Source organism: Streptomyces sp. P6-2-1 (assembly GCF_050613165.1).
In the GTDB taxonomy this organism is placed as follows: Bacteria; Actinomycetota; Actinomycetes; order Streptomycetales; family Streptomycetaceae; genus Streptomyces.
The window spans coordinates 5,921,631-5,945,623 of sequence record NZ_CP192513.1 but is presented as its reverse complement, the minus strand read 5'-3'; the positions used below and the strand labels follow the sequence as shown (position 1 = coordinate 5,945,623).

Sequence of the window (23,993 nt, the reverse complement as noted above, 5' to 3'; positions counted from 1 at the left end):
TCCCGCTACGATTCCCGCACAGTGCGGGATCGGACGTGTGTGCGGTGGATGCGGAGACGGTATGGCGGACGGACGATCGGGTGGCGCGGGGCCTTTCGGGGAGGTGCTCGGTGTCGTCGATCCGGCCGCCGTGGCGGGGGGTTCGCCCGCTCTGCGGCCCGTGCGGGTGACGGTGGGAATCGACGTGGTACGGGCCGTGGCCGCGCTGGAGTGGCCCGTGCCCGAGGCCGGGACGAGCGTCGGGGTGCTCGATGTACTGCCGGGCGGGGCCAGGGTGTTGACGCGGGTGAGTGCGCAGGGCGGCGGCGGGGTCGCCGTGCACGGCGTGCATCTGCCCGCCGGGGTGCGGCTGCCCGGGGGCAGGGCGCCCGTCGCGTTCCTCGACGCGCCCGGGTGGGGCAGCGGGGACCCCTTCGGGGCCGAGCCGCCCGTGTCGTCCTCGCTCGGCGACTTCGCGCGGGCGCGGGGGCCGTGGATCGGGGCGTTCCTCGAAGGCGTACGGGAGGTGCTGACGCGGGACGGGGCGGGGGCGCCGTTCCTCGTCGCCGAGAAGGACCCCTCGCTCGTGGCGCGGTGGATAGCCCTCGCCTGCGCCGTACTGCCCCCGGAGCGGGCAGGCGCCCTGTCGTTCACGACGTACGGGCCGCGGGAGGCCGCGCGGAGCGGGCGGCTCGTCGTCGGGGTGCCGCTCGGGAGCGCCGCGCCCGTCGCGGGGCAGCGGCTGCTCGACGGTGCGCTGCCCCCGGCCGAGCCCGTCACGGACCTGTGGGCCGCGGGCGCGGCGTGGCTGTGGCGCGAGGGGCGGCCCGAGGTCGCCGCGGGCGCTCGGCCCGCGCTCGACGGGTTCGCGCTCGTCGCGGCCGCGCACCGTGAGGGACTCGCGGTCCCCGCGACCGTACGGGCCCTGCTGCCCGCCGCGCTCGACGCGCTGCCCGGCGGTGAACTTTCCGAGGCCGTTGGTGCGTTGACCGATCTGCTCGGCGCCGAGGCGCCCGCGAGCGATGCCGAGGCAGCCGGTCTCGCGCGGGTGTGGGCCCGGCTCGAAGACCGCGCGCCGCTCCACGTCACCGCGCCGCTCGCCGGAGCGGTGCTCATGGCGCTCGCCGCCGGCCGGCCCACCGGGGTCCCCGTACCGGGCACGGCCTCGCTCACCGCGTCGGGCCGTGCCGCGCTCGCCGCGCGCCTCGGGGCGGGACTGCGCGAAGCCGTCGCCGAACCCACGCTCGGCCCGCGCCGCTCCGTCGCGCTGCTCCAGGCCGCCGCCGTACTGGGCGTCGAGATCGACGCGCCCACGCTGGAACAAGTCGCCGACCGGCTCGTGGCCGCCCTGACGCGCGTACCCGCCGAGGAGGAAGCGCTCCCCGCGCCCGGGGCGCTCGCGGGGCTGCCCGAACTGTGCGCCGTGCTGCTGCCCCGGCTTGAGCAGTACGCGGCACGTGAACCGCTGGGCGCTCAGGCCCTGTTGCGTGTGGTGGACCTCCCGCTCGACGCCGCCGTCAGGCCCGTGCCGCACCTGCGCATGTGCGCGGGCGCCGCGACGGCCCGCGCGCTCGCGCTCGACGCGGTCGCGGCCTGGGACGAGCTGCTGCGCACCTCGCGCCCGTCATGGTCGACCGAACCGAGCTTGCTGCACACGGCGTTGCGCCTCGTGTGGGACGAACAACCCCCCGGGCTGGCGGAGATGGCGCACGTCCTGGAGGCCGCCGACTCCGACAGCCACCGCGCGGCGGGGACATGGCGCGAGGCGGTCGCGGCGGCGGAGCGCGGCGGCACGGGCACGGAGGCGGACGCGGCGGCCGGACAAGCCCTCGCCGCCCACCTGTTCCGCTCCTTCCCGGCCGAGCTGACCCCCCGGACCCGCGCCCGGCTGCGACTCCTCTCACTGGCCGGTGACATCGCCGAGGGACGCGGCACCGACTGGGCCGAACAGGCGGTGCGGCTACGGGAGTCGGGCGGCCTCACGGAGCCCACCGGTCTCCTCGCGCACGTGTACGCGGTCCTGGGCACCGCGGTGCTCCGCCGGCCCGGCAGCCCGGAGGGCGAGTTGTACGGGCTCGCGCACTCCGCCGACACGGAACTCCTCGCCGCGTACCAACAGGCGGCCGAACAGCCCGCGTTCGGGGAACTCCTGCGGAGCGATCCGGCGACGGCGGCGGGCTGCTTCGTCGACTGGACGGCTCACCCGGGCGCGGGCCGCGCGTGGGAGAGGACGAGCGCGGCGCTCCTGGACGACGTGCTGCGTCCCGCGCTGCGATCCGCGTCCCGCGCCCACCTGACCGCGCTCGGCTCGGCACTCGCCGCGGGCGGCCCGCATCGCGCGAGCGCTTTCGAGACCTGGCACCAGCGCACCCGCGCAGGCCGCTGGCGCCGTCTGCTCGGGGGCTGACCCCGGGCGCGTCCCACGGCCCCCGCACGTGCGGGCCGCCCCCCGCGCGGGCCGGACTCAGTTCCGTATCACCACCGACGTCACGACCAGCCCTTGCCCCGCCGCCCACTTCCCGGTCAGTTCCCTCACCGGGCCTTCCACCAGCACCCGCGCGGTGAAGGTCCCGTCAGCGGACAGGGCGAGTTCGGCCTCCGTGAAGTCGAGGAAGCGGCGGGCCAGCGGGAACCACGCCTTGTAGACCGATTCCTTGGCGCTGAAAAGGATGCGGTCCCAGGAGGGGCCGTCCCCGGGGAGGGCCGCGAGGGCCTCGCGGTCGGCGGGGAGGGCGATCATGTCGAGGACGCCCGGGGGCAGGGGAGCGTTCTCCTCCGCGTCGATGCCGAGGCTGCGCCAGTCCTCGGCGGGGGCCACGGCGGCGGCGCTGTAGCCGGGGCAGTGCGTCATGCTGCCGACGATCCCCACGGGCCAGCCAGGGGCGCCGCGTTCGCCGGGGAGGAGCGGGACCGGCGGCCTGCCGAGCGCAGCGAGGGCGCGGCGCGCGCAGGCCCGTACCGTCGTGAACTCCGCGCGCCGCTTCGCGACCGCGCGCGCCACGAAGGGCTCCTCCTCGGGGAAGAGCGTGGCGTGCGGGTCCGTGCCGTGGTGGTGCGCGGCGCTGACGCCCTCGGGAAGGATCTCGGCGATCACGCGGCGGCCTCGGGGAAGACGGGGCGGGCGAGGTCGGCGCGGCGTCCGTACCGCTTCCACTCGCGCGGGTAGCCGAGCGAGACCTCCTCGAAGGGCACCCCGTCGTAACGGGTCGAGCGGGGGATGTGCAGATGCCCGTAGACGACGGCGCGGACGTCGAAGCGCGTGTGCCAGTCGGCGGTGCGGACCGTCCCGCACCACTGCACGAACTCCTGGTGCGTCATGATCTCGGTCGGCTGCCGCACGAGCGGCCAGTGGTTGACGAGGACGAGCGGCGGACCGCCCGCCGCTTCCGCGAGCCGCTTCTCTGTGTACGCGACGCGGTCAGCGCACCACTGGGCGCGGCCCGCGTACGGCTCGTGGTGGAGCACGGCTTCGTCGGTGCAGATGATGCCTGCCTCGTGCGCGCGGGCGAGCGAGGCCTCGGGCGTCGTCGTGCCGGGGGCGTACCAGGAGTAGTCGTACAGGGTGAAGAGGGGGGCGATGCGGAGCGGGCCGCCCGAGCCGCCGCCCGGGCCGCCCTCCGGCCCGCCCCAGGGCCCTTCCCACACCGGCCACGGGTCCTCGGGCGTCAGGACGCCGATCTCACGGCACAGCGCGACCAGCTTGTCGTACCGTGCCACGCCGCGCGCCTGGTCCGGCTCGCTCGGCAGGGTCCACAGCTCGTGGTTCCCCGGCGCCCATACGACGCGGGCGAAGCGGCGGGCGAGCAGGCGCAGCGCCCACTCGATGTCGGCGAAGCGCTCGCCGACGTCACCGGCGACGATGAGCCAGTCGTCCGGGTGGCCCGGGCGGATGTCCTCGGTGAGGGCCCGGTTCTCCTCGTAGGAGATGTGCAGGTCGCTGACCGCGCGCAGCGTCGCGCCCCGTGGTGTCTTCCCCGTTGTCGTCACCCGGGGAGCCTAGAGCGAAGGGGCGGGCGGCGTCACCCGTCCCGCCCCCGGAGCGCTCACGCGACACGGCGCGACACACGAGGAGGACACGCGCGGCGGCAGCGCGAGGCACGCACGCGGCGCCATGCGGCGCTCACGCGGTGTCGTGAAGCACTCACGCGGAGTCGCGAAGGGCCCACGCACCGCCGTGAAGCACTCGCGCTCCGCCGTGAAGCACTCGCGCGACCTCGGGTCAGCTCTCGTCCTCCGCGACGAGCTTCACCGAGATCGAGTTGATGCAGTACCGCTGGTCCGTCGGGGTCGCGTAGCCCTCGCCCGCGAAGACGTGGCCGAGGTGGGAGCCGCAGTTGGCGCAGCGCACCTCGGTGCGGACCATGCCGTGCGAGCGGTCCTCGATCAGTTCGACCGCGTCCGTGTCCTTCGGGTCGTAGAAGGACGGCCAGCCGCAGTGCGACTCGAACTTCGTGTCCGAGGTGAACAGCTCGGCCCCGCAGGCGCGGCAGTTGTAGACGCCCTTGGTCTTCGTGTCGGTGTACTCACCGACGAAGGCGGGCTCGGTGCCTGCCTGGCGGAGCACCGCGTACTCGTTGGGCGTCAGCTCCTCGCGCCATTCCTGGTCCGACTTCTCGACGTTGTACGCCATGCCTGCTCCTCAGCTCTCGTGGTGCGGTCCGGCGGCGAGCCGGTCCAGGATGGCGGGGCCGAGGTCCGTGACGTCGCCCGCTCCCATCGTGAGAACGAGATCACCGGGCTTCGCCATTCCCGCGACGGCCTCGGCCGCCTCGTCCTTCGCGTGCAGCGGGCTCACGTCGGCCCCCGCGGCGCGTCCCGCCGCGATGATCAGCTCGCTCGTGACGCCCTCGATGGGGTCCTCGCGCGCGGGGTAGATGTCGAGGACGAGCGAGGAGTCGGCGAGCGCGAGGGCCTGGCCCATCTCCTTGCCCAGCTCCTGCGTGCGCGAGTACAGGTGCGGCTGGAAGACGACCAGGATGCGGCCCTCGACGGCGCCGCGCATCGCCTCCAGGTCGGCTGCCATCTCGGTCGGGTGGTGCGCGTACGAGTCCACGACCTGCACGCCCTCGGCCTCGCCCTTGAGCTGGAGGCGCCGCTTCACGCCGGTGTAGCCGCGGACGGCGGAGGCGAGGTTGTGCACGGGGACGCCGAGGGCGACGCCCGCGACGAGGGCGGCGACGGCGTTGTGGGCGTAGTGGCTGCCCGGCACGGAGACCGTGAACGTGAGCAGCTTGCCGTCGAGCGAGACGGTGACCTCGCTGGTCAGCCCGCGCGGGGTGACCTTGAGGACCCGTACGTCCGCGTCCTCGGCCGAGCCGTACGTGACGACCTTGAGGTCCGCGCGGTCGCGCACCCGGCGGGTCAGCTCGCGGGCGCCCTCGTGATCGGCCGAGATCACCAGGGTGCCGCCGGGGACGATCTTGCCGACGAAGGTCTCGAAGGACTCGTAGATCTCCTCGATCGAGGCGTAGTTGGCGTGGTGATCGAGTTCGACGTTGAGGACGACGGCGACCTCGGGTGCGTACGTGTGGAAGCTGCGGTCGCTCTCGTCGGCCTCGGCGACGAAGATCTCGCCGGTGCCGTGGTGCGCGTTGGAGCCGGGCGCGTCGAGGTCGCCGCCGATCGCGTACGAGGGGTCGAGGCCGAGCGCCGAGAGGGACACCGCGAGCATCGAGGTCGTCGTGGTCTTGCCGTGCGTGCCCGCGATCGCGAGGGGCCGCGTGCCCGCCATGAGGGCGGCGAGGGCGTCGGAGCGGTGCACGACCGGGATGCCGAGTTCCTCGGCGCGGACCAGCTCGGGGTTGTCGGCGCGGATCGCGGAGGAGACGACGACGGCGGAGGTGCCCTCGGCGAGGTGGGCCGCGTCGTGGCCGATGTGGACGGTGGCACCGAGGGCGCGCAGCGAGGCGGCGGTCGCCGAGTCCTTCGCGTCACTGCCCGCGACGCTCGCCCCGCGCTGCGCGAGAATCCGGGCGATGCCCGACATCCCGGCCCCACCGATCCCGATGAAGTGCGGTCGGTCGAGGGCGGGGGGAAGGGCGGGGGCCATGTGGGGTGTCTCCAGGGGGTGGGGCCGGGACACCGCGGTGCGTCCCGGAACGGATTCTTCGGGGCCACCTTAGAACGAAACGTCCAGCGACTTGGCAATGCCGAGCGGCTGGGCGAACGGCTCGCCGCTACAGGCGGTCCCGCCCCCGCCACGCGGCACGCCGCCCCGGAACGCGAGCACCGCCGCCGGTCTCCTCGCGTTCCGGGCGGGCCCCGGCCGGGACGTCAGTTCTCGGCGTCCGGGGTGTGCGCGTAGAGCTTGAGGACGGGCACGCCGACCTTGTGGCGGGCGCGCGAGGCCCAGTCGCGGTGGAAGAACTCCTCGACGTAGTGCGGTGCCGTCAGGACGATCACCTCGTCGGCACCCGTCTCCTCGACGGCCTTCGCGATCGCGTCGAGCGGGTGGTTCTCGACGACGTGGCCCACGGCGTCGGCGCCCGCCGCGCGCAGCGACTGGAGCGAGTGCTCCAGGGCGATCTTCGCGGGCGGCACAGCGGACTCGCCCTCGGGCACCTCCGCCTCCCGCACCGCGTCGGTCAGCTCGCCGATCGCCACGTCGTCCACCGCGCGCAGCAGCCGGTCCTGATCGCCTCTGGGCTGCATCAGGACATGGAAGGACACCGCTTCCTCGCCGTGCAGGGTGGTGACGAACTCGATGTCCACCGTGGACAGGGCCTGTTCGATCATCAGTACGCTCGTGAACACCTCGGGCGCCTCTTCTCTCAAGGGCCGGCGATCACCGGCCGTACGGTTTCCCCACTACCCCGTGAACGGAGTGGCGTGCGTTCCTAGTCTGCCCAGCGGACGGTAAACGGAACGGCACATTCCGCAAGGAGGGCCCCAGGACCCGGGCCGTACGGGCGGAGCGGCACCTCTTCACGGCCGGCCGCGTACGCCTCCCGTGGCACAGCCCACACCTCTCGCACGGGGAAATCCCGCACGCACCCCTTGACGTCCGCCCATCCGAGTCGCAGAGTGCTCACTAATGCGCATTACTAATACGCATTAGTGCCGCATGGGTGAGCGAGGTCGACAGGTGAACGACAACAAGCGGGGCAAGCCGGGCAAGGCGGAGAGAACACCGCGCGAGCCCGCGAAACGGGCACGCCCGCGCCAGGCGGAGGTGGCGCGGCTCGCGGGCGTCTCGCAGGCGACGGTCTCGCTCGTGCTCGGCAACAAGCCGCAGGCCGCGACGATCTCGGACGAGACGCGGCGGAAGGTCATGGAAGCGGCCCGCACCCTCGGTTACGTCCCCGACCCGGCGGCGCGCAGCCTCGCGGGGGCGGGGAACGACCTGCTCGGCGTCTTCAGCTTCACCGCGACGTTCCCGACGGACGTGCAGCACTCGTACTACCCCTTCCTCGTCGGCGTCGAGCAGGAGGCCGCGGCGCGCGGCTTCGACCTCGTGCTCTTCACGGGGTCGAGCGCGCACGGCGCGACGCCCGGCCCCGAGGCGCTGAGCCGGGTACGGCTCGCCGACGGCTGCCTCTTCCTCGGCCGGCACGCCCCCGCGCGTGAACTGCGGCGCCTCGTCAACGACGGTTTCCCCGTCGTGCACCTGGGCCGCAGGGACGAGCTGGACGGCCTCGCGTGGGTCGGCGCCGACTACGCCCCGGCGAGCCGCGAGGTCGTACGGCACCTCGTCGCGCTCGGGCACCGGCGGATCGTGCTCGTACGCGAGGACGACGAGGCCCCGGCGACGGCCGACCGCGAACGCGGCTTCCTCGCGGGCCTCGACGAGGCCGGGCTCCCCGTCGATGACGCCGTCTTCCGCACCGCCGAGCCGGACGCCGACCTCACCCCCGAGCGGCTGCGGGCCTGGCGTGCGGAAGGTGTCACCGCCTTCGTCGCCGAGGAGACGGACACGGGCGCCGCCTGGCGGGCGCTGCGCGCGGCCGTCGCGGCGGCCGGGTACGACTGCCCGCGCGAACTGAGCCTCGCGCTGCTCGGCGACCCGCCCCCCGACCTCGCGGGCGAGCCGGTGCCGACCGGCTTCGCCATCCCGCGCACCCGGCTCGGCGCCGCGGCGGTACGGCTGCTGGCCGCGCTCGTCGCGGGCGAGGAAGCCGACGAACCGCTCGTCCCCTGCGCCTTCAGGCCCGGGGCGACCGCGGGGCCCGCGCCCGGCGTGGTGCGGGACCTGGCGACGACCTGACACGCCGCCGGGCCCCGTACCCGTCGACAACACCGCACCACCCGCACCACCCGCACCACCAGCAACACCCGCACCACTAGGAGAGCTTGTGACCAGCCAACCGGACATCCTCGTCGTCGGCGGAGGGCTCGGCGGCGTCGCCGCCGCCCTCGCCGCCTGCCGGGCGGGGCGCACCGTCGTCCTGACCGAAGAGACCGACTGGGTCGGCGGCCAGCTCACCTCGCAGGCCGTGCCCCCGGACGAGCACCCGTGGGTCGAGCAGTTCGGCGTCACGGCCTCGTACCGCGCGCTGCGCGAGGCGATCCGCGCCTACTACCGCGACCTGTACCCGCTGCGCGCCGAGGCGGCGGCGCAGCCGACGCTCAACCCGGGCGCCGGGCGCGTGAGCAAGCTGTGCGCCGAGCCGCGTGCGGGACTCGCCGCGCTGGAGGGCATGCTCGCCCCGTACCGCTCCGCCGGGCTGCTCACGCTGCTCACCGAGCACCGTCCCGTCGCGGCGGCGACCGAGGGCGACACCGTCACGTCGGTCACGGTCGAGAACCTGCGCGACGGCGGCCGCCGCACGTTCGCCGCGCCGTACGTGCTCGACGCGACCGAGACCGGTGAGCTGCTCGAACTGGCGGGCGTGGAACACGTGCTCGGCGCCGAGTCGCGCGCCGAGACGGGCGAGCCGCACGCGCCCGCGCAGGCCGACCCGCTCAACCAGCAGGGCATCACCTTCTGCTTCGCGCTCTCGCACCACGAGGGCGAGGAGCACACGATCGAGAAGCCCGCCGACTACGACTTCTGGCGCTCCTACCAGCCGGACTTCTGGCCCGGCCCGCTCCTCGGCTTCCTCGCGCCCGACCCGCGCAGTCTGGAGGCCGTGCCCCGTACCTTCGTGCCGAACCCGGAGCAGGACCCGCTCGCCGTGAGCGCCGACCAGTCGGCGGACGCCGGGGACAAGGAGTTGTTCGGCTTCCGCCGCATCCTCGCCCGCAAGCTGCACCGCGAGGGCGCCTTCGGCTCCGACATCACGCTCGTGAACTGGCCGCTCAACGACTACTGGCTCAAGCCCCTGATCGGCGGCGGCGAGAAGACCACCGCCGAGGCGATCCGCGAGGCCAAGCAGCTCTCGCTCTCCGTCCTCTACTGGCTCCAGACCGAGGCCCCGCGCGCGGACGGCGGCAAGGGCTTCCCCGGGCTGCGCCTGCGCCCGGACGTCATGGGCACCGATGACGGGCTCGCGAAGGCCCCGTACGTGCGCGAGTCGCGGCGCATCAAGGCCGTCACGACCGTCACCGAGCACGATGTGGCGATCGACCTCGTGGGCCCCACCGGCGGCACCCGCTACCCGGACTCGGTCGGCGTCGGCAGCTACCGCATCGACCTGCACCCGTCGACCGGCGGCGACAACTACGTCGACATCGGTTCGGTGCCCTTCGAGATACCGCTCGGTGCCCTCGTGCCGCGCCGCGTGCGCAACCTGCTCCCCGCCGGCAAGAACATCGGCACGACGCACATCACGAACGGCTGCTACCGGCTGCACCCCGTCGAGTGGAACATCGGCGAGGTCGCGGGGGCGCTCGCCGCGCACTGCCTCGACGAGGAGCTGACGCCGCGCGAGGTGCAGGCGGACGAGGGCCGCTTCGCGGTCTTCGCGGGGCTCCTCGACCGCTCGGGCGTCGAGCGGCACTGGCCGGAGGTACGCGGCTACTGAAGCCGAGGGCGGTGCGCGGCCACGACGGCCGCCCCGCCCGCCGATCCCCACCGGGCCCGGGAAGCTTGACGGCGCGCCCGGCCACCCGGGGCGGAGACCGCCGGGCGGGACAGCTCCACCTGTCCCGCCCGGCCCACCGCCCACGCAAGCGCCGACCCAGCACAAGGAGGTGCCCAGACCATGACCACCCACCGCATCCGCGTCGGCATCGACGTGGGCGGAACCTTCACCGACGCCGTCGCCGTGGACAGCGCGACGCTCTCCCTCGTCGGCCAGGTGAAGGTCCCGACCAGCCACCATCACGAGGACGGAGTCGCGCACGGCATCGTGACGGCGCTCGACAAGCTGCTCGCCGAGACCGGACACACCGCCAAGGACGTGTCCTTCCTGGCCCACGGCACGACACAGGCTACCAACGCCCTGTTGGAGGGCGATGTGGCGACCGTCGGGCTCGTCGGCCTCGGCGGCGGCGCGGGCGCGCTCTTCACCAAGCGCCTCGCCTCGCTCGCGAAGACCGAGCTGATCCCCGGCAAGCACTTCCCGCTCGTCTACGCGCACGTCGCCGACCCCGGGGACCGCGCGGCGATCGAGCGGGCCGTCGACCAGGTCGTACGCGCGGGTGCCGAGGTGATCGTCGCGAGCCAGCCGTTCAGCGTGGACCGCCCCGAGGGCGAGGACGCGGTGCGCGAGGCCGCGGCGGCGCGCGGCGTCCCGATGACGGCGGCGCACGACATCACCTCGCTCTACGGCCTCCAGAAGCGGACCCGTACCGCCGTCGTCAACGCGGCGATCCTGCCGCGCATGTTCGCGACCGCCGACCTCGTCGACGCGGCGATCACGAAGGCGGGCGTCGAGGCGCCGCTCATGGTGATGCGCTGCGACGGCGGCGTCATGTCGCTCGACGAGATGCGCCGCCGCCCGCTGCTCACCGTGCTCTCGGGCCCGGCGGCCGGGGTCGCCGGCGCGCTCATGCAGGAGCGGGTCAGCGAGGGCGTGTTCCTGGAGACAGGGGGCACGTCGACGGACATCAGCGTCGTGCGGCGCGGAAAGGTCACCGTCCGGCACGCGACGCTGCTCGGCAAGACCTCGTACCTCTCGGCGCTCGACGTGCGCACGGTGGGCGTGGGCGGCGGCTCGATGGTGCGCATGAGCGGCGGCAAGGTGACCGCCGTCGGCCCGCGCAGCGCGCACATCGCCGGGCTCCCCTACGCGTGCTTCGCCGAGCCAGGCGAGCTGGCGGGCGCGACGCTCGCCACGATGCGCCCGACGCCCGACGACGCGGACGACCACGTCGTGATCGACGCGGCGGGCGGGCGCTACGCGCTCACCATGACGTGCGCGGCGAACGCGCTCGGCCGCGTCCCCGAGGACGACTTCGCGCACGCGGACCGCGAGACGGCCCGTACCGCGCTCGCGCCGCTCGCCGCCGCGCTCGGCACCGACGTGGACGGCGCGGCGACGCAGATCCTCGACGCGGGCGTCGCGCAGGTGCGCGAGGTCGTGGACGCGATGATCTCGGACTACCGGCTCGACAAGGACGCGGTCCTGCTCGTCGGCGGGGGCGGCGGTGCCGCCTCGGTCACGCCGCACCTCGCGGCGGCGACCGGGCTCGAAGGGAAGCTCGCGCGCCACCACGAGGTGATCAGCCCGATCGGGGTCGCGCTCGCACTCGTGCGCGAGCAGGTCGAGCGGATCATCCCCGGCGCGGGCCAGGAGGACATCCTCGCGGTACGGGCCGAGGCCGAGCGGGCCGTCATCGCGCAGGGCGCGGCGGCCGACGCGGTCGAGGTCGAGGTGACCGTCGACCCGCAGACCAACACCGTGCGGGCGGTCGCGACGGGTGCCACCGAGCTGCGCACCCAGGACCGCGCGCACCGGGCCGACGACGCGGAGCGGCTGCGCCTGGCCGCGACCAGCCTGAAGGCGCCGGAGGGCGAGGTGCGCGAGCTGGCCCGTACGAACGCGTACACCGTCTACGGGACCGAGAAGCACCGCAGGCTGCGCGGTACCAAGCACCCCGTGCGGGTCGTGGACGCCGACGGCGTCGTGCGGCTGCACGCGCCGGACGCGCGGATCGAGACGACGACCGTGGGCGGCGCGGCGCACACCCTCGCGACGCTCGTGGACGAGTCGACCGCGTACGGGGACGGCGGGGTGCGTGCCCCGGCGCTGCGGCTGCTCATCGGCTCGCGCATCGCGGACCTGTCCGGGGTGCTCGACCCGCGGCCGCTGCTCGCCCTGGCCCGTACCGAACTGGAGGGGCGGCCCGCCGACGAGCGGGTCGTGGCCCTGGTGGAGGAGCGCTCATGACTGTCCTGACCGAGGATCTTCCGGCCGTCGACGCCAAGGGCCTTTCGGCCGTCGACGACATCGCGTACGGGGCGAGGTTCCTCGCCTCGCTGCCGCTGCACGCGCACCGCGACCCGGCCGTGCTGCGGCGCTGGGCCGAGGCCGCCGACCGCTTCGGCACGGACCTCGCGCGCACCCCTTCGCCCGCTCCCGCGCACGTCGTCGAGAGCACGGGCGGCCTGGAGCGCGGGCTCCTCGCCCGGTACACGTCGCGGCCGCAGGCCGTGGAGCTGTACACCGACGCGATCGCGGCCGCCGAACGGCTCGTGGCGCGGCACGGGTGGCGCCAGTGGTTCCCCGCCGGTTCGGTACGCGCCGCGGCGCTCGCCCACGAAGCCGTGCACGAGCGGCTCCACCACGGCCCCGAACGGGCCGCGCTCAAGCAGGCCCTCGGGCACACCGCGCTGCGTCTGGGGCGGCTGCGCGTGCCCGCGCACGTCGCGGGGGCGGAAGAACTCGCCGCCCACGCCTACGCGCGCACCGTCTGTGGTCTCGGCCGCAGCCCGCTCCTGCTGTCCGCCGCGCTCGCCGCGGCCTGCACCGCCGCAGCGCCCGCCCCGGCGCCCTCGGCCAGAGAGAAGTAAGTCATGGGCATCATCATCCTGATCATCATGGCGGCCGGTGTCGCCGCGATGCTCACCCGCAAGCTCCCCACCGCCTTCGCGCTCGTCCTGCTCGGCGTCGTGATCGCGTTCGTCTCGGGCGCGCCGCTCACCGGCAAGAACAGCGTCCTCGACACCGTGCTCCAGGAGGGCGCCCCGGCGCTCGCCGCGACGATGATCGCGATCCTGCTCGGTTCGTGGCTCGGCAAGCTGCTCGACGAGACGGGCATCGCGGGAACCCTGGTCCGCAAGATCGTCGAGTTCGGCGGGGACCGGCCCACGATCGTCGCGCTCGGCGTCCTGATCGTCTCGACGCTCATCGGCACGGTCACGGGCTCCGCGCCCGCCGCGATGCTCGCGGGCATCATCGGCATCCCCGCGATGATCGCGGTCGGCATCCCGAAGGTCACCGCCGCGGGGACGGTCCTCATGGGCATCGCCGCCGGGATGCCGTTCGAGCTGCCCGTGTGGCAGTTCTTCTCCAGCGCGCTCGACATGCCGGTCCACGACGTGCGCCACTTCATGATCCAGCTCTTCCCGTTCGCGCTCTTCGCTGCCGTGATGTTCGTGCTGATCGAGTCGCGGCGCCGGGGCGTCGAGCACGCGTGGGCCTTCCGTACGGAGGCGCCGCGCTCGAAGGGCGCGCGGCGGCGCGCGGAGCTGGGCGACGCGCCGTGGTACGCGCTGCTCACGCCGCTGGTTCCGCTCGTGCTCGCGCTCGGCTTCGACGTCGCGATCATCCCCTCGCTGCTCGCCGGGGTGCTGTACGCGCTCGTGACGACGACGCGGCCCGGCGAGATGAACCGGCGCCTGCTGCGCACGCTGTACAGCGGCTTCGAGGTCGCCGCCGCGCCGATGACGCTGTTCGTCGCGATCGGCATCCTGCTGGCGGCCGTGAAGCTGCCGGGCGCGGTCGACGCGCTCGAACCGCTCGTGCGGGCGGTCACGCCGGAGAACCCGATCCTGTTCGTCGTGGTCTTCGCGTTGCTCGTGCCGCTGTGCCTGTACCGGGGCCCGCTCAACGTGTACGGGCTCGGCGCCGGTATCGCGGGCGTGCTCATCGCGACCGGGATCTACCCGGCCATCGCGGTGCTCGGCATCACGGCCTCGTACAACCAGGTGTTCGGCGTCGCCGACCCGACGAGCACGCAGACGGTGTGGGCCGCGCAGTACGCGGGCGTGAGCCCGCAGCAGGTGATGATCCGCACGCTGCCGTACGTGTGGTTCGTGGCCCTCGGGGGCTTCGTGGTGACGGCCGCGGTGCACCTGTGACAGGGCGCTGAGCCTGGGGCGGGCCGCTTCCTCGCGGGAGCGGCCCGCCCCCTTTTCGTGTCCGGCGCTTTCGTGTCCGGCGCTTTCGTGTCCGGCGCTTTCGTGTCCGGCGCTTTCGTGTCCGGCGCCTCAGGCCCTCTCGCGCACGTACCGCGTGAAGAGGAAGCCGTCCTCGGTGAGGATCGACGCCGGACGCATGCGGGCCGGGGTCGTGAGGGCCTGGGGCGCGTGGGCGAGGCGGCTCGCGTCGCCCGCGGTGAGGAACGGCGACACGGTGAGGCAGAGTTCATCGACCGTGTCCGCGGCGATGAGCCGCCCGAGCAGACGGGGACCACCCTCGGCGAGCTGGCGGCGCAGGCCGCGCGCGACGAGTTCGGCGCGCAGGCGGACGGGGTCCGCGCCCCGGCCGCCGCCCGCGACGACGACCTCCGCACCCGCCTTCCGCGCCGCGGCGACCCGCCCGGCGGGAGCCTCCGCGCCGGTGAGGACGAGCGTCGGGACGACGGGCTCGGTGAAGAGGGGCAGGGTGAAGTCGAGGTCGAGCGAGGCCGAGACGACCGCGATCGCCGCCGCGGGCGCCTGCCCCCGTTCCGCGCGCGCCGCGGCGAAGGCCTCGCGCGCCTTCGCCGGGCGGTACTGCTCCTTGCGCACGGTCTCCGCCCCGACCACGACGACGTCCGCGAGCGCCCGCAGGACCCCGAAGACCCGCATGTCGGCCGGTCCCGAGATGCCCTGCGAGCGGCCTTCGTGGAAGGCGGCGCCGTCGAGCGTCGTGACCATGTTGGCGCGCAGGACCCCGGCCTCGGGCAGCGGCTCGGGGTACGCGTAGAGCGCGGCCAGTTCGGCGAGCGGCCCTTCGCGATCGAAGCCGGTCGCGCTCGGTGTCGGGTCGGTCACGGGGAACAGGCGTCGCATACCGGCAGTCTCGCACGGCGCCTAAGCTGGGTGTTCGTGTCGACCCCTACGCCCTCGCCCACGCCCATAGCGGAGGCGCGGCCCCTGTCGCTGTGCGCCCGCGAGCCCCGCGTCCCGCCGGAGCGCCTGGTCGCCGAACTGGTGCCGCCGCCGCGCTTCGACGCGGTCCGCTTCAGCACGTACGTGCCCGACCCGAAGCAGCCGAGCCAGTCGGAGGCGGTGCGGGAACTCTCCGCGTTCGCCGCCTCGCTCGGCGCGTCCCCCGCGGCCGCTGTCAAGCGCGGGTGGTTCGGCCGCAAGGCCCGTACGAGCGCGCCCGCCGCGCCGCGCGGGGTGTACCTCGACGGGGGCTACGGCGTCGGCAAGACGCACCTGCTCGCCTCGCTGTGGCACGCGACCGACGCGCCGCCCGAGAAGAAGGCGTTCGGGACCTTCGTGGAGCTGACGAACCTCGTCGGCGCGCTCGGCTTCCAGCAGACGGTGGCGACGCTGAGCGGCCACCGGCTGCTGTGCATCGACGAGTTCGAGCTGGACGACCCGGGCGACACGGTGCTCGTCTCCTCGCTCCTCGCCCGGCTCGTCGAGGCGGGCGTGGCACTCGCCGCGACGTCGAACACGCTGCCCGGCAAGCTCGGCGAGGGCCGCTTCGCCGCGCAGGACTTCCTGCGCGAGATCCAGGGCCTGTCGGCGCACTTCCGCGCGCTGCGCATCGACGGCGACGACTACCGGCACCGGGGTCTGCCCGAGGCGCCCGCCCCGTTCACCGAGGAGCAGGTGGTACGGGCGGCGCGGGCGACCCCCGGCGCGAGCCTCGACGCCTTCCCCGCGCTCCTCGGCCACCTCGCGCGCGTGCACCCGAGCCGGTACGGGGCGCTCACGGACGGGCTGAGCGCGGTGTGCCTGACCGGGGTCGCCCCGGTGCCCGACCAGTCGACGGCGCTGCGCCTCGTCGTCCTCGCCGACCGCCTCTACGACCGCGAGGTCCCCGTCCTCGCCTCGGGCCTGCCCTTCGACCGGCTCTTCTCGGAGGAGATGCTGAACGGGGGCTACCGGAAGAAGTACTTCCGCGCGATCTCGCGGCTCACGGCGCTGGCGCGCGACGCGAAGCCGCTGGTGGCGAGGGGAGCGGAGGAGTAGCGGCGGGCGGACGACGCTTCACGGGTGCGCGCCGGAGAGATCCAGCGGCTTCGGCGCGACCCGGTTCTCTCGGTCGCCGTACCGGCCCACGGGGGTCGCGCCCTCGACAAGGCACCGCCCCGCGCTCCCCCGGCCGCGCCCCCGGCCTCCCCACCGCAGTGCCGCGTGAACGCCTCGCGGGCGCGGGGTGCGGTCGGCGTACCGGGCGGGGACGGCGTACGAGGGGGGATGGCGTACGAGGGGGACGGTCCACGGGGCGGGCGGGGCGCCCCCGCGTCGTAGCCTGGCGGCATGGTGCACACCCCGCAGGACCCCGCCACCGCCGTGCCGAGCGCGGAGCGGCCACGTGCCGCCGAGGAGCCCGGACGCGCCGACGGCACCCCGGCCGCGCGGGGCGCCGAGGAGCCACGGGCCGCGTGCGTGCTGTGCCAGGAGCCGAGCGAGTACCCCGAGTCGCACCGGGGGATCACGCTGTGCCCGCGCTGTGCCTGGCTGGAGGGGCAGCGCACCGCCTGCTCGGGCTGACCGGGGCCGGGCTCAGCCCGACTTGGCCTCCGGCTTCGCCTCGCTCGGCCGTACGATCACGAAGCCCTCGCCGTCGAGCCGCAGTTGGACCGCCTCGCCGGAGCCGCCGCGCAGCATCGAACCGACGCTCTGCGAGCGGTGCAGGCTCGTCCGCAGGTGGGCACTCCAGCCGACGACGGCGTCGGTGTCGACGAAGACGGGCTGTCCCTGGCCGACCGGGATGACGAGCGGGTGGCCCTCGCACATGAGGCCGAGCTTCCCCGACCCGGAGAAGACGCTGTTGAAGAGGCCGCCGCCGGTCATGCCCGCGCCCTTCACCGTCTTGATCTCGTAGCCGAGGCTGGGGTCGAAGCACAGCACGTTGCGCCCGTTGACCGTGAGCTGGTCGCCCTGCTCGATCTCGACGACGAAGACGTTCTGCGCCTCGTGCGCGAACCAGGCCTCGCCGTTGCCCGCGACGGACATGAGGGGCAGGCCCTCGCCGGTCACCGCGCGCTTGAGGAGGCCCCCTATGCCCTGGCCCTTGCGCTCGAAGCGGAGATCCCCGCGGAAGGCGATCATGGCGCCCTGCCGCGCGAACATCTCCCCCTGCACGACGTACTTGAGGGTCTTGGGGTTCTCCACCGTCAGCCCCGGGACGGCGGAGCGGGCGAGGAAGTCGGCACCGAACAGATCGCTCTTCATGCGCTCATCATGGCGGGGCGCCCGTGGCACGCCAAGCGTTTTCGAGGCTTGGGGCAGCGGTGTGGCAGAACGGTGGCAGAAGCTGCCGGAGGCGTGGCAGAAGCGTGGCAGGCCGTCCCCCTTTGACGCCGCCGCACGCCTGGCAGACTGGAGGACGTGACCAGCAGCGACTTCCCTCCCCCGCCCTTCGACGACGCGCGCTCGCCGCGCGACGAGGCCCCCCAGTTCGTCCTCCCTCTCGTGCTGCACCTGGAGAAGACGGCTCCCCCGGCCCGTACCGACGCCCTGGAGACGGCGGCCCGCGCGGTGCTCGCGCTGCTCTCGGACCCGCGCGCGGAGGGTGAGGGACCGTGGGCGCAGGCGGTACGGGACTGGCAGGACGCCCGCATCCGCAAGGTCGTGCGGCGGGCGCGGGGCGCCGAGTGGCGGCGGGCCGAGGCGCTGGACGGGCTGACGCTGCACGGCGGCAGCGCCGAGGTCAGGGTCTACCCGCCGATCCCGCTCGACGGCTGGCCCAAGGACCTCGCGAAGCTCCAGGTCTCGGGTACGGAGCTGAGCGACCCCGAGCCGCCCGCCGCACCCGCTCCCGGCACCCCGGTCGTGTGGCTCAACCCCGAGGTCGAGATGTCCGCGGGCAAGACGATGGCGCAGGCGGGGCACGCCGTGCAGCTCGCCTGGTGGGAGCTGGACGACAAGCGCCGTACGGCGTGGGCCGACGCCGGGTTCCCGCTCGCGGTGCGGAGGGCCGACAGCAAGCGGTGGCGGGCGCTCGTCGCCGCCGGACTCCCCGTGGTGCACGACGCGGGGTTCACCGAGGTGGTGCCGGGATCGGCGACGGCGGTCGCCGATCTGCGCGACTTCGCGGGCTGAGCGACGCGTGCCGACGATGCCCGCGGCCGAGGTCTCGCTCACGCCCGGCCTCGTGCGAGAGCTGCTCACCGCGCAGCACCCGGACCTCGCCGCGCTGCCGCTCGCGGTCCTCGCGCACGGCTGGGACAACGACGTGTGGCGGCTCGGGACTTCGTACCTCGTACGGCTGCCGAGGCGCGCCTTCGCCGCGGATCTCGTACTGAACGAGCAGCGCTGGCTGCCCTCGCTCGCCGCGCGGCTGCCGCTCCCGGTGCCCGCGCCGGTGCGGGAGGGCGTGCCGGGGTGCGGGTACCCGTGGGCATGGAGCGTCGTCCCGTACCTGCCGGGCGGGACGGCGGCGCACACGCCACCCGCCGACGCGGAAGCGGCGGCCCGGGCCCTCGGCGCCTTCCTGGGCGCGCTGCACACGCCCGCGCCGGCCGATGCGCCGGTCAGCGCGGTACGCGGCGTCCCGCTCGCGCGGCGGGCGGCGCGCGTCGCGGAGGACGTGGCGGCGCTGGGCGACCCCACGGCGCAGGAGGTGTGGCGCCGCGCCCTCGCCGCCCCCGCGTGGTCCGGGCCCCCGCTATGGGTCCACGGCGACCTGCACCCGGCCAATGTCCTCGTCCACAAGGGCCGGTTGAGCGGTGTCGTCGACTTCGGCGACCTCACGTCGGGCGACCCTGCGACGGACCTCGCCGCGGCCTGGATGCTCTTTCCGCGCGCGGCCGACCGTGCCGCGTTCCGCGCGGCGCACGGCCGGGTGGACGAGGCGGCGTGGACCCGCGCCAGGGGCTGGGCGCTCGCCCTGGGCCTCGTCTTCGTCACGCACTCGGCGGACAACCCGCTGATGGCGGGGGTGGGGAAGCGGACGCTGGAGGCGGTGCTGGGGAGCTGAGGCAGGCGTCTCCCCTCGGCTCGTCAGCCGTCTCCTCAGCCGAGCGCGTCCACGCAGTCGAGGCAGCGGCTCGTGGCGCGTGCGGCCGTGTTCCCGCCCGTGGCGGCCACCGGTGCGCCGCCCTCCTTGATGCGTTCCCACAGGCCAGGGGGCGGGTCGAGAATCCAGCCCCAGCGCGGGGCCCTGACGTCGTCCTCACTCATGTGGTCGCAGGCGCCGGGGACATGGGCCTTCCCGTCGCGCCTGATCAGGATGGCCGTACCGGGGAACTGCCGCCATTCCTGGCGCACGGGACGGCTTTCCGGGGCCTTCCTCGGGGTGCTGCCGTCCTCGGGGCAGGCGCATCCCCTGCCGACGACGAGGTCGCACCGGGGGCAGTACGTGTCGCTCATGCGGCGGAGTGTCCCATCCGGGGACCGCGCAGGAGCACCGTGGTGGCCCCCGGTGCACGGGCGAGAACGGCGCGACAAGCCCGTACGTCCCGGCGAAAGCCCTCTCCCACCTCAAGTACGGCTCTGAGAAAGCCACCCGAACGATTGACCCGCGCCCCCGCCGGTCATCACCCTGTCGCGAGAGGTACGACAGGAGGGGGACGGGGATGACCGTGGAAGCGGGTGCGCGAGCGGCGGCAGGTCTTCGGCTCGGGGCCGGGATCGGGTGGCGGCCCGAGATCGCCGACGCCGTGGAGCGGATGGACGTGGACTGGGTGGAGGCCGTCGCCGAGAACGTCTGCCCGGGCCACGTGCCGGAGTCGCTGCTGCGCTTGCGGGCGCGCGGCGTGACGGTGGTGCCGCACGGGGTCGGGCTCGGGCTCGGCGGTGGTGAGCGGCCCGATCCCGGGCGGCTCGCCGCGCTCGCCGAGCGGGCCGAGGTCCTGGGCGCGCCGCTCGTCACGGAGCACATCGCCTTCGTCCGGGCCGGTGCCCTGGAGGCCGGTCACCTGCTGCCCGTCCCGCGCACCCGCGAAGGGCTCGCCGTCCTGTGCGAGAACGTCCGCATCGCGCAGGACTCGCTGCCCGTACCGCTCGCCGTCGAGAACATCGCCGCGCTCTTCACGTGGCCGGACGAGGAGCTGACCGAGGGGCAGTTCCTCTACGAACTCGTCGAGCGCACCGGCGTACGGCTCCTCATCGACGTCGCGAACCTGTACACGAACCAGGTCAACAGCGGCGAGGACGCGATCCGGGCACTCGACGAGCTGCCGCTCGAAGCGCTCGCTTACGTGCATGTCGCGGGCGGCGTCCTGCGCGAGGGGGTGTGGCACGACACGCACGCGCACCCCGTGCCGCCGCAGGTCCTGGCACTGCTCGGCGAGTTGAGCGCGCGGGCGGAGCCGCCCGGGGTGCTCCTTGAGCGGGACGACGACTTCCCTCCGCCCGGTGAGCTGGAGGGGGAGTTGCGGGCGATCCGCGAGACGGTGCGCGGGAGTGCGGCGGGTCCCCGGAGGAACGCCCCCGTGCCCCGTACCGGGGGCGGCACCGTCCCCGAGTCCGCCGTCCCCGAGGCCGGCCGCACGCGCCTCGCCGGGGAGCAGCACGCACTGCTCTCCGCGCTCGTCGCGGGCGGGCCGGTGCCCGGCGGCTTCGACGCGGAGCGCCTCGCGGTGCAGGCCGGGGCGCTCGCGGGCAAGCGGGGGCAGGTCGTCGGCAAGGTGGCCCCCGAGCTTCCGCACCTGCTCGGGGCGCGGTACCGGGCGGCGTTCCGCGCCTACGCGACGACACGGCCGCTGACCGGCGGCTACCGCCGTGACGCGCTCGACTTCGCCGCGCACGTGCTGGCACACGCCGACCCTCCCCTGCCCGCCCGCACCCGCCGCGCCCTCACCCGCTGGCACGCGGATCGCTCGGGCCCCGTACCACCGCGCCGGGGCCCGTGGGGACTGTGGGGACGACGCGCAGCCTGACGGCGGTCCCGCCACCCCGGCCGGGCGCCCCGCACCGCCCGTCCCCTACCGCGCCCGGCCCGCACCGCCCGCCCCTCACCGCGCCCGGGCTGGGCGCTCGCCCTCCCGTACCACCCCGCCGCACCGCCCGTCGCCGCACCGCACCCCCGCGCCCCCGCCCCGTGCCGCACGTCACCGGGCCGCTGTGAGCACCGTCATGGCAGAAGTCACGCAACGGCGTTACAAAGCGGAGGTGTTGTGGATACCGGTCCTGTTGCTGGCCTCGGCGGCCTCCGTCGTCGCCTGTGCGCGGCTCTTCCGCGCGGCGGTACGCGCCGCCGATCCCCGTTACCGGCTCACCGCGGGCCGGGGCGATCCCGCCGCGCGGCCGCTCGGGCTCTTTGAGACCGCGTTCCTCGTCGGCGGCCCCGCGCGCGTCGCCGAGGTGACCCTCGTGGCGATGGCGCGGCGCGGGCGGCTGATCCTCGCGCACACCGGCTGGGCCACGGCCGTCGCCGACCGCCCGGCGGACGCGCTGGAGGGCGCGGTGCTGCGCGCGCTCGGCCCGGGGCTGCAACTCCCCGTCGCCGAGCTGCGCACGGCCCTCGCCGATTCGGCGGAGGTACGGGACCTGGAAGCGCGCCTGAGCGCGGCGCGGCTCGCCGTGCCGGCCGAGATCCGCGCGCTCGTCTCCGGGGCGCTGCGGCAGTTGCGGCGCACAGTGCTCGCGGTGCTCCTCGCCGGGCTCGCCTCGCTCGCCCTCCTGCCGCACGGCGGGCACGCGGCGCCCGAGGTCGCCGGCTGGTTCGGGCTGCCGCTGCTGCTCGGCGCCGGGAGCCTCGTCATCGCACGCGTCGATCTCGCCCCGTACGGGCGCTGGGCGACGCCGCTCGGCACCGAGGCGGTGCGCGGGGCCGCGAACCACGAGACGCTCGCGCTCGCCGTGCACGGCCTGCGGGCGGTGCACGAGCCGCAGTTCAGGGCGGCGCTCACGGTGCGTACGACGGCCTGAGCGGCCCTCCGCACCGGCGTGACCCCAGGCGAGATCCCAGGTGTGATCCCAGGGACCGCCGCCCCGACACGGGGCGACGGTCCTTTACTTCGCCCCTTCTCGTACGAATTATCCCTTTTATCGTTTCTTCGTCCCGCTGCCCACCGCGCCCCGCTGTGTCGTGGCGTGCCGTGGCGGCGGAAGGGATCGCCCCGTATGAGATTCCCCCGCAGGCCGGCCCCCCGGTTCGTCCTGGTCCCGGCAGCCGCCGGTTCGCTCCTGCTCGGCTGCCTCGGCGCGGCCCCGGCGGGCGCCCAGCCCTCGCGCCTCTCCCCCTCACCCGCCCCTTCGGCGGCGCGGCAGCCGGCCGGGGTCGGTACGAGCGTCGCGCGGGCCGCGGCGCGCGGCATCACGTTCGGCACCTGCCCCGCGGTCGAGCAGATGCCGCGCAGCGTGCAGTGCGGGACGGTCGACGTGCCGCTCGACTACGCGCACCCCGACGGCGAGCAGATCAGCCTCACGGTGAGCAGGATCGCCGCGACGGGAGCGCCCGCGAAGGCGGGCGGCAAGCACACGGAGCGGCAGGGCGCCCTGCTCTTCAACCCGGGCGGCCCCGGCGGTTCGGGGATGTACTTCCCGCTGCTCGGCGCGTACCCAGAGTGGAAGAAGCTCGCGGCGGCCTACGACTTCGTGGGCTGGGCCCCGCGCGGCGTGGGCCGCTCGGCACCGCTGAGCTGCCAGGACCCGAAGGAGTACGCGAAGGCCCCCGACACCTCGCCCGTGTCCCCCGACGAGACGTACAAGCGGGCGCGGCTCGCGCGCGCCGAGGCGTACGCGAAGGGCTGCGCGAAGCGCTCGGGCGACAAGCTGCGCCACTACACCTCGCTCAACAACGCGCGCGACCTCGAAGTGCTGCGCGCGGCGCTCGGCGAGCCCGACCTCAACTTCATGGGCGCCTCGTACGGCACGTACCTCGGCGGCCTCTACGCGACGCTCTTTCCCGGTCACGTGCGGCGCATGGTTCTCGACTCGGCGGTCAATCCCGATCCCGAACAGATCTGGTACCGCAATAATCTCGATCAGTCCTTCGCCTTCGAGCAGCGCTGGAAGGACTTCACCGACTGGGTCGCGCGCCACGACGACGCCTACCACCTCGGCAGGAGCGGTACGGCGGTACGGGCGGCCTACGACGAGGTACGCGAACGCCTCGCCCTGCACCCGGCGGGCGGCACGGTGGGCCCCGCCCAGCTTCAGGCCGCGTTCCTGAAGGCCGCGTACTACGACGACTACTGGGCCTCGCGCGCCGAGGTGCTCTCGCGGCTCGTCGTCGGCAAGGACGACAAGCCGCTCCTGAAGCTCGCCGCTCCGCCCACGGAGGCAGCGGCGAAGGAGGAGGAGAACGGCACGGCGGTGTACACGGCCGTCGAGTGCAACGACGCGGCGTGGCCCACGGACTTCGCGACGTGGGACGAGGACAACACGCGGCTCGCCTCGGTCGCGCCCTTCGAGACGTGGGACAACGCCTGGATGAACCTGCCCTGCGCCTCCTGGCCCGTCCCGCGCCAGCGGCCGCTGGACATCGGCGTGCGCCCGGGCGTCCTGCCCCCCACGCTGATCCTCGCCGCCGAACGCGACGCGGCGACCCCGTACCCGGGCGCGCTCGAACTGCGCCGCCGTCTCGGCGGCGCGGCCCTCGTCACGGAACGCGGCGCGGGCACGCACGGCATCGCGGGCGGCGCCAACGACTGCGTCAACGCGGCCGTCGACACGTACCTCCTGACGGGCCGCGTCCCCGGCAACGGCACCCTGGACTGCGCCCCGCACGAGGAACCGGAGCCGTCCGCTCCCCCCGAGGCCGACAACCGCACGCCCGCCCCGTCCCCCGACGGCACGGAGAGCGGCACCACCGTGGTGGGAAGAGCGCGGGAGGCGCTGCGGGAGAGGTGAACCGGTCGGGCGCGCCACGCGCGAAGGGGCCCCTGCCCGCCTCGACGGCGGGACGGGGCCC

At 74.6% G+C, this 23,993-nt stretch carries 21 protein-coding genes; 13 read left to right on the top strand and 8 right to left on the bottom strand.

Going from position 1 to position 23,993, the window contains the following annotated elements:
• The first annotated feature begins 61 nt into the window (after positions 1-61).
• Positions 62-2,386: a GTPase-associated protein 1-related protein gene (locus ACQYWQ_RS25110; RefSeq protein ID WP_431037677.1), complete on the top strand. Its 2,325-nt coding sequence runs from the start codon at positions 62-64 to the stop codon at positions 2,384-2,386.
• Between the two features lie 57 nt (positions 2,387-2,443).
• Here the strand turns inward: ACQYWQ_RS25110 and ACQYWQ_RS25105 are convergent, their stop codons facing one another.
• From ACQYWQ_RS25105 to ACQYWQ_RS25085, 5 genes are all read right to left on the bottom strand, one after another.
• Positions 2,444-3,073, bottom strand: a complete 630-nt coding sequence (locus ACQYWQ_RS25105; RefSeq protein WP_431037675.1) for a 4'-phosphopantetheinyl transferase family protein — start codon at positions 3,071-3,073, stop codon at positions 2,444-2,446.
• A complete protein-coding gene (locus ACQYWQ_RS25100; RefSeq protein WP_431037673.1) occupies positions 3,070-3,966 on the bottom strand; it encodes a metallophosphoesterase family protein in 897 nt (298 codons plus the stop codon). Before ACQYWQ_RS25100 ends, ACQYWQ_RS25105 begins: the two co-directional genes overlap by 4 nt.
• Positions 3,967-4,198: 232 nt before the next feature.
• Positions 4,199-4,609: a peptide-methionine (R)-S-oxide reductase MsrB gene (gene msrB / locus ACQYWQ_RS25095; protein WP_431037671.1), complete on the bottom strand. Its 411-nt coding sequence runs from the start codon at positions 4,607-4,609 to the stop codon at positions 4,199-4,201.
• Between the two features lie 9 nt (positions 4,610-4,618).
• The gene (gene murC, locus ACQYWQ_RS25090; RefSeq protein WP_431037670.1) at positions 4,619-6,028 is read right to left on the bottom strand and encodes a UDP-N-acetylmuramate--L-alanine ligase; all 1,410 of its coding nucleotides are present in this window, start codon (positions 6,026-6,028) and stop codon (positions 4,619-4,621) included.
• A 224-nt stretch (positions 6,029-6,252) separates the two neighbouring features.
• Entirely contained in the window at positions 6,253-6,714 is a 462-nt protein-coding gene (locus ACQYWQ_RS25085; RefSeq protein ID WP_431039339.1) for an indole-3-glycerol phosphate synthase, read from the bottom strand.
• A gap of 436 nt (positions 6,715-7,150) precedes the next feature.
• Here ACQYWQ_RS25085 and ACQYWQ_RS25080 point away from each other — a divergent pair, with 436 nt between their 5' ends.
• The 5 genes from ACQYWQ_RS25080 to ACQYWQ_RS25060 all read left to right on the top strand — a co-directional run bounded on the left by ACQYWQ_RS25080 (position 7,151) and on the right by ACQYWQ_RS25060 (position 14,104).
• A complete protein-coding gene (locus ACQYWQ_RS25080) occupies positions 7,151-8,182 on the top strand; it encodes a LacI family DNA-binding transcriptional regulator (RefSeq protein ID WP_431039338.1) in 1,032 nt (343 codons plus the stop codon).
• Positions 8,183-8,270: 88 nt separating this feature from the next.
• Positions 8,271-9,881, top strand: coding sequence for an FAD-dependent oxidoreductase (locus tag ACQYWQ_RS25075; RefSeq protein WP_431037668.1), 1,611 nt, complete (start codon positions 8,271-8,273; stop codon positions 9,879-9,881).
• Positions 9,882-10,061: 180 nt separating this feature from the next.
• Positions 10,062-12,191: a hydantoinase/oxoprolinase family protein gene (locus ACQYWQ_RS25070; protein ID WP_431037666.1), complete on the top strand. Its 2,130-nt coding sequence runs from the start codon at positions 10,062-10,064 to the stop codon at positions 12,189-12,191.
• A complete protein-coding gene (locus tag ACQYWQ_RS25065; protein WP_431037664.1) occupies positions 12,188-12,814 on the top strand; it encodes a hypothetical protein in 627 nt (208 codons plus the stop codon). The genes ACQYWQ_RS25070 and ACQYWQ_RS25065 overlap by 4 nt, the downstream gene beginning before the upstream one ends.
• Positions 12,815-12,817: 3 nt before the next feature.
• On the top strand, positions 12,818-14,104 hold the full coding sequence (locus ACQYWQ_RS25060; protein ID WP_431037663.1) for a TRAP transporter large permease subunit: 1,287 nt from the start codon (positions 12,818-12,820) through the stop codon (positions 14,102-14,104).
• A 129-nt stretch (positions 14,105-14,233) separates the two neighbouring features.
• On the opposite strand, the gene ACQYWQ_RS25055 is transcribed toward ACQYWQ_RS25060, so the two are convergent.
• Positions 14,234-15,019, bottom strand: coding sequence for a pyrimidine reductase family protein (locus ACQYWQ_RS25055; protein WP_431037662.1), 786 nt, complete (start codon positions 15,017-15,019; stop codon positions 14,234-14,236).
• A 36-nt stretch (positions 15,020-15,055) separates the two neighbouring features.
• Between ACQYWQ_RS25055 and zapE the strand changes: the two genes are divergently transcribed.
• Complete coding sequence (gene zapE, locus ACQYWQ_RS25050) at positions 15,056-16,156, top strand: cell division protein ZapE (RefSeq protein ID WP_431037661.1); 1,101 nt, start codon at positions 15,056-15,058, stop codon at positions 16,154-16,156.
• 291 nt (positions 16,157-16,447) lie between these two features.
• Positions 16,448-16,681: a hypothetical protein gene (locus ACQYWQ_RS25045; protein WP_431037659.1), complete on the top strand. Its 234-nt coding sequence runs from the start codon at positions 16,448-16,450 to the stop codon at positions 16,679-16,681.
• 12 nt (positions 16,682-16,693) lie between these two features.
• Here ACQYWQ_RS25045 and ACQYWQ_RS25040 read toward each other — a convergent pair whose 3' ends face one another.
• Positions 16,694-17,365: an AIM24 family protein gene (locus ACQYWQ_RS25040; protein WP_431037657.1), complete on the bottom strand. Its 672-nt coding sequence runs from the start codon at positions 17,363-17,365 to the stop codon at positions 16,694-16,696.
• Positions 17,366-17,521: 156 nt separating this feature from the next.
• Here ACQYWQ_RS25040 and ACQYWQ_RS25035 point away from each other — a divergent pair, with 156 nt between their 5' ends.
• Together ACQYWQ_RS25035 and ACQYWQ_RS25030 are read left to right on the top strand one after the other, a co-directional pair.
• Complete coding sequence (locus ACQYWQ_RS25035) at positions 17,522-18,235, top strand: peptidyl-tRNA hydrolase (protein WP_431037655.1); 714 nt, start codon at positions 17,522-17,524, stop codon at positions 18,233-18,235.
• Positions 18,236-18,251: 16 nt separating this feature from the next.
• A complete protein-coding gene (locus tag ACQYWQ_RS25030; RefSeq protein ID WP_431039337.1) occupies positions 18,252-19,112 on the top strand; it encodes an aminoglycoside phosphotransferase family protein in 861 nt (286 codons plus the stop codon).
• Between the two features lie 35 nt (positions 19,113-19,147).
• Here ACQYWQ_RS25030 and ACQYWQ_RS25025 read toward each other — a convergent pair whose 3' ends face one another.
• Positions 19,148-19,504 carry a hypothetical protein gene (locus tag ACQYWQ_RS25025; protein ID WP_431037654.1) on the bottom strand — a complete coding sequence of 119 codons (357 nt, stop codon included), beginning with the start codon at positions 19,502-19,504 and terminating at the stop codon, positions 19,148-19,150.
• Between the two features lie 206 nt (positions 19,505-19,710).
• On the opposite strand from ACQYWQ_RS25025, the gene ACQYWQ_RS25020 reads away from it, so the two are divergent.
• From ACQYWQ_RS25020 to ACQYWQ_RS25010, 3 genes are all read left to right on the top strand, one after another.
• A complete protein-coding gene (locus tag ACQYWQ_RS25020) occupies positions 19,711-21,015 on the top strand; it encodes a DUF692 domain-containing protein (RefSeq protein WP_431037652.1) in 1,305 nt (434 codons plus the stop codon).
• Between the two features lie 232 nt (positions 21,016-21,247).
• Positions 21,248-22,006 carry a TIGR04222 domain-containing membrane protein gene (locus tag ACQYWQ_RS25015; RefSeq protein WP_431037651.1) on the top strand — a complete coding sequence of 253 codons (759 nt, stop codon included), beginning with the start codon at positions 21,248-21,250 and terminating at the stop codon, positions 22,004-22,006.
• 195 nt (positions 22,007-22,201) lie between these two features.
• Complete coding sequence (locus tag ACQYWQ_RS25010; RefSeq protein ID WP_431037649.1) at positions 22,202-23,932, top strand: alpha/beta hydrolase; 1,731 nt, start codon at positions 22,202-22,204, stop codon at positions 23,930-23,932.
• The last annotated feature ends 61 nt before the right edge of the window (positions 23,933-23,993 follow it).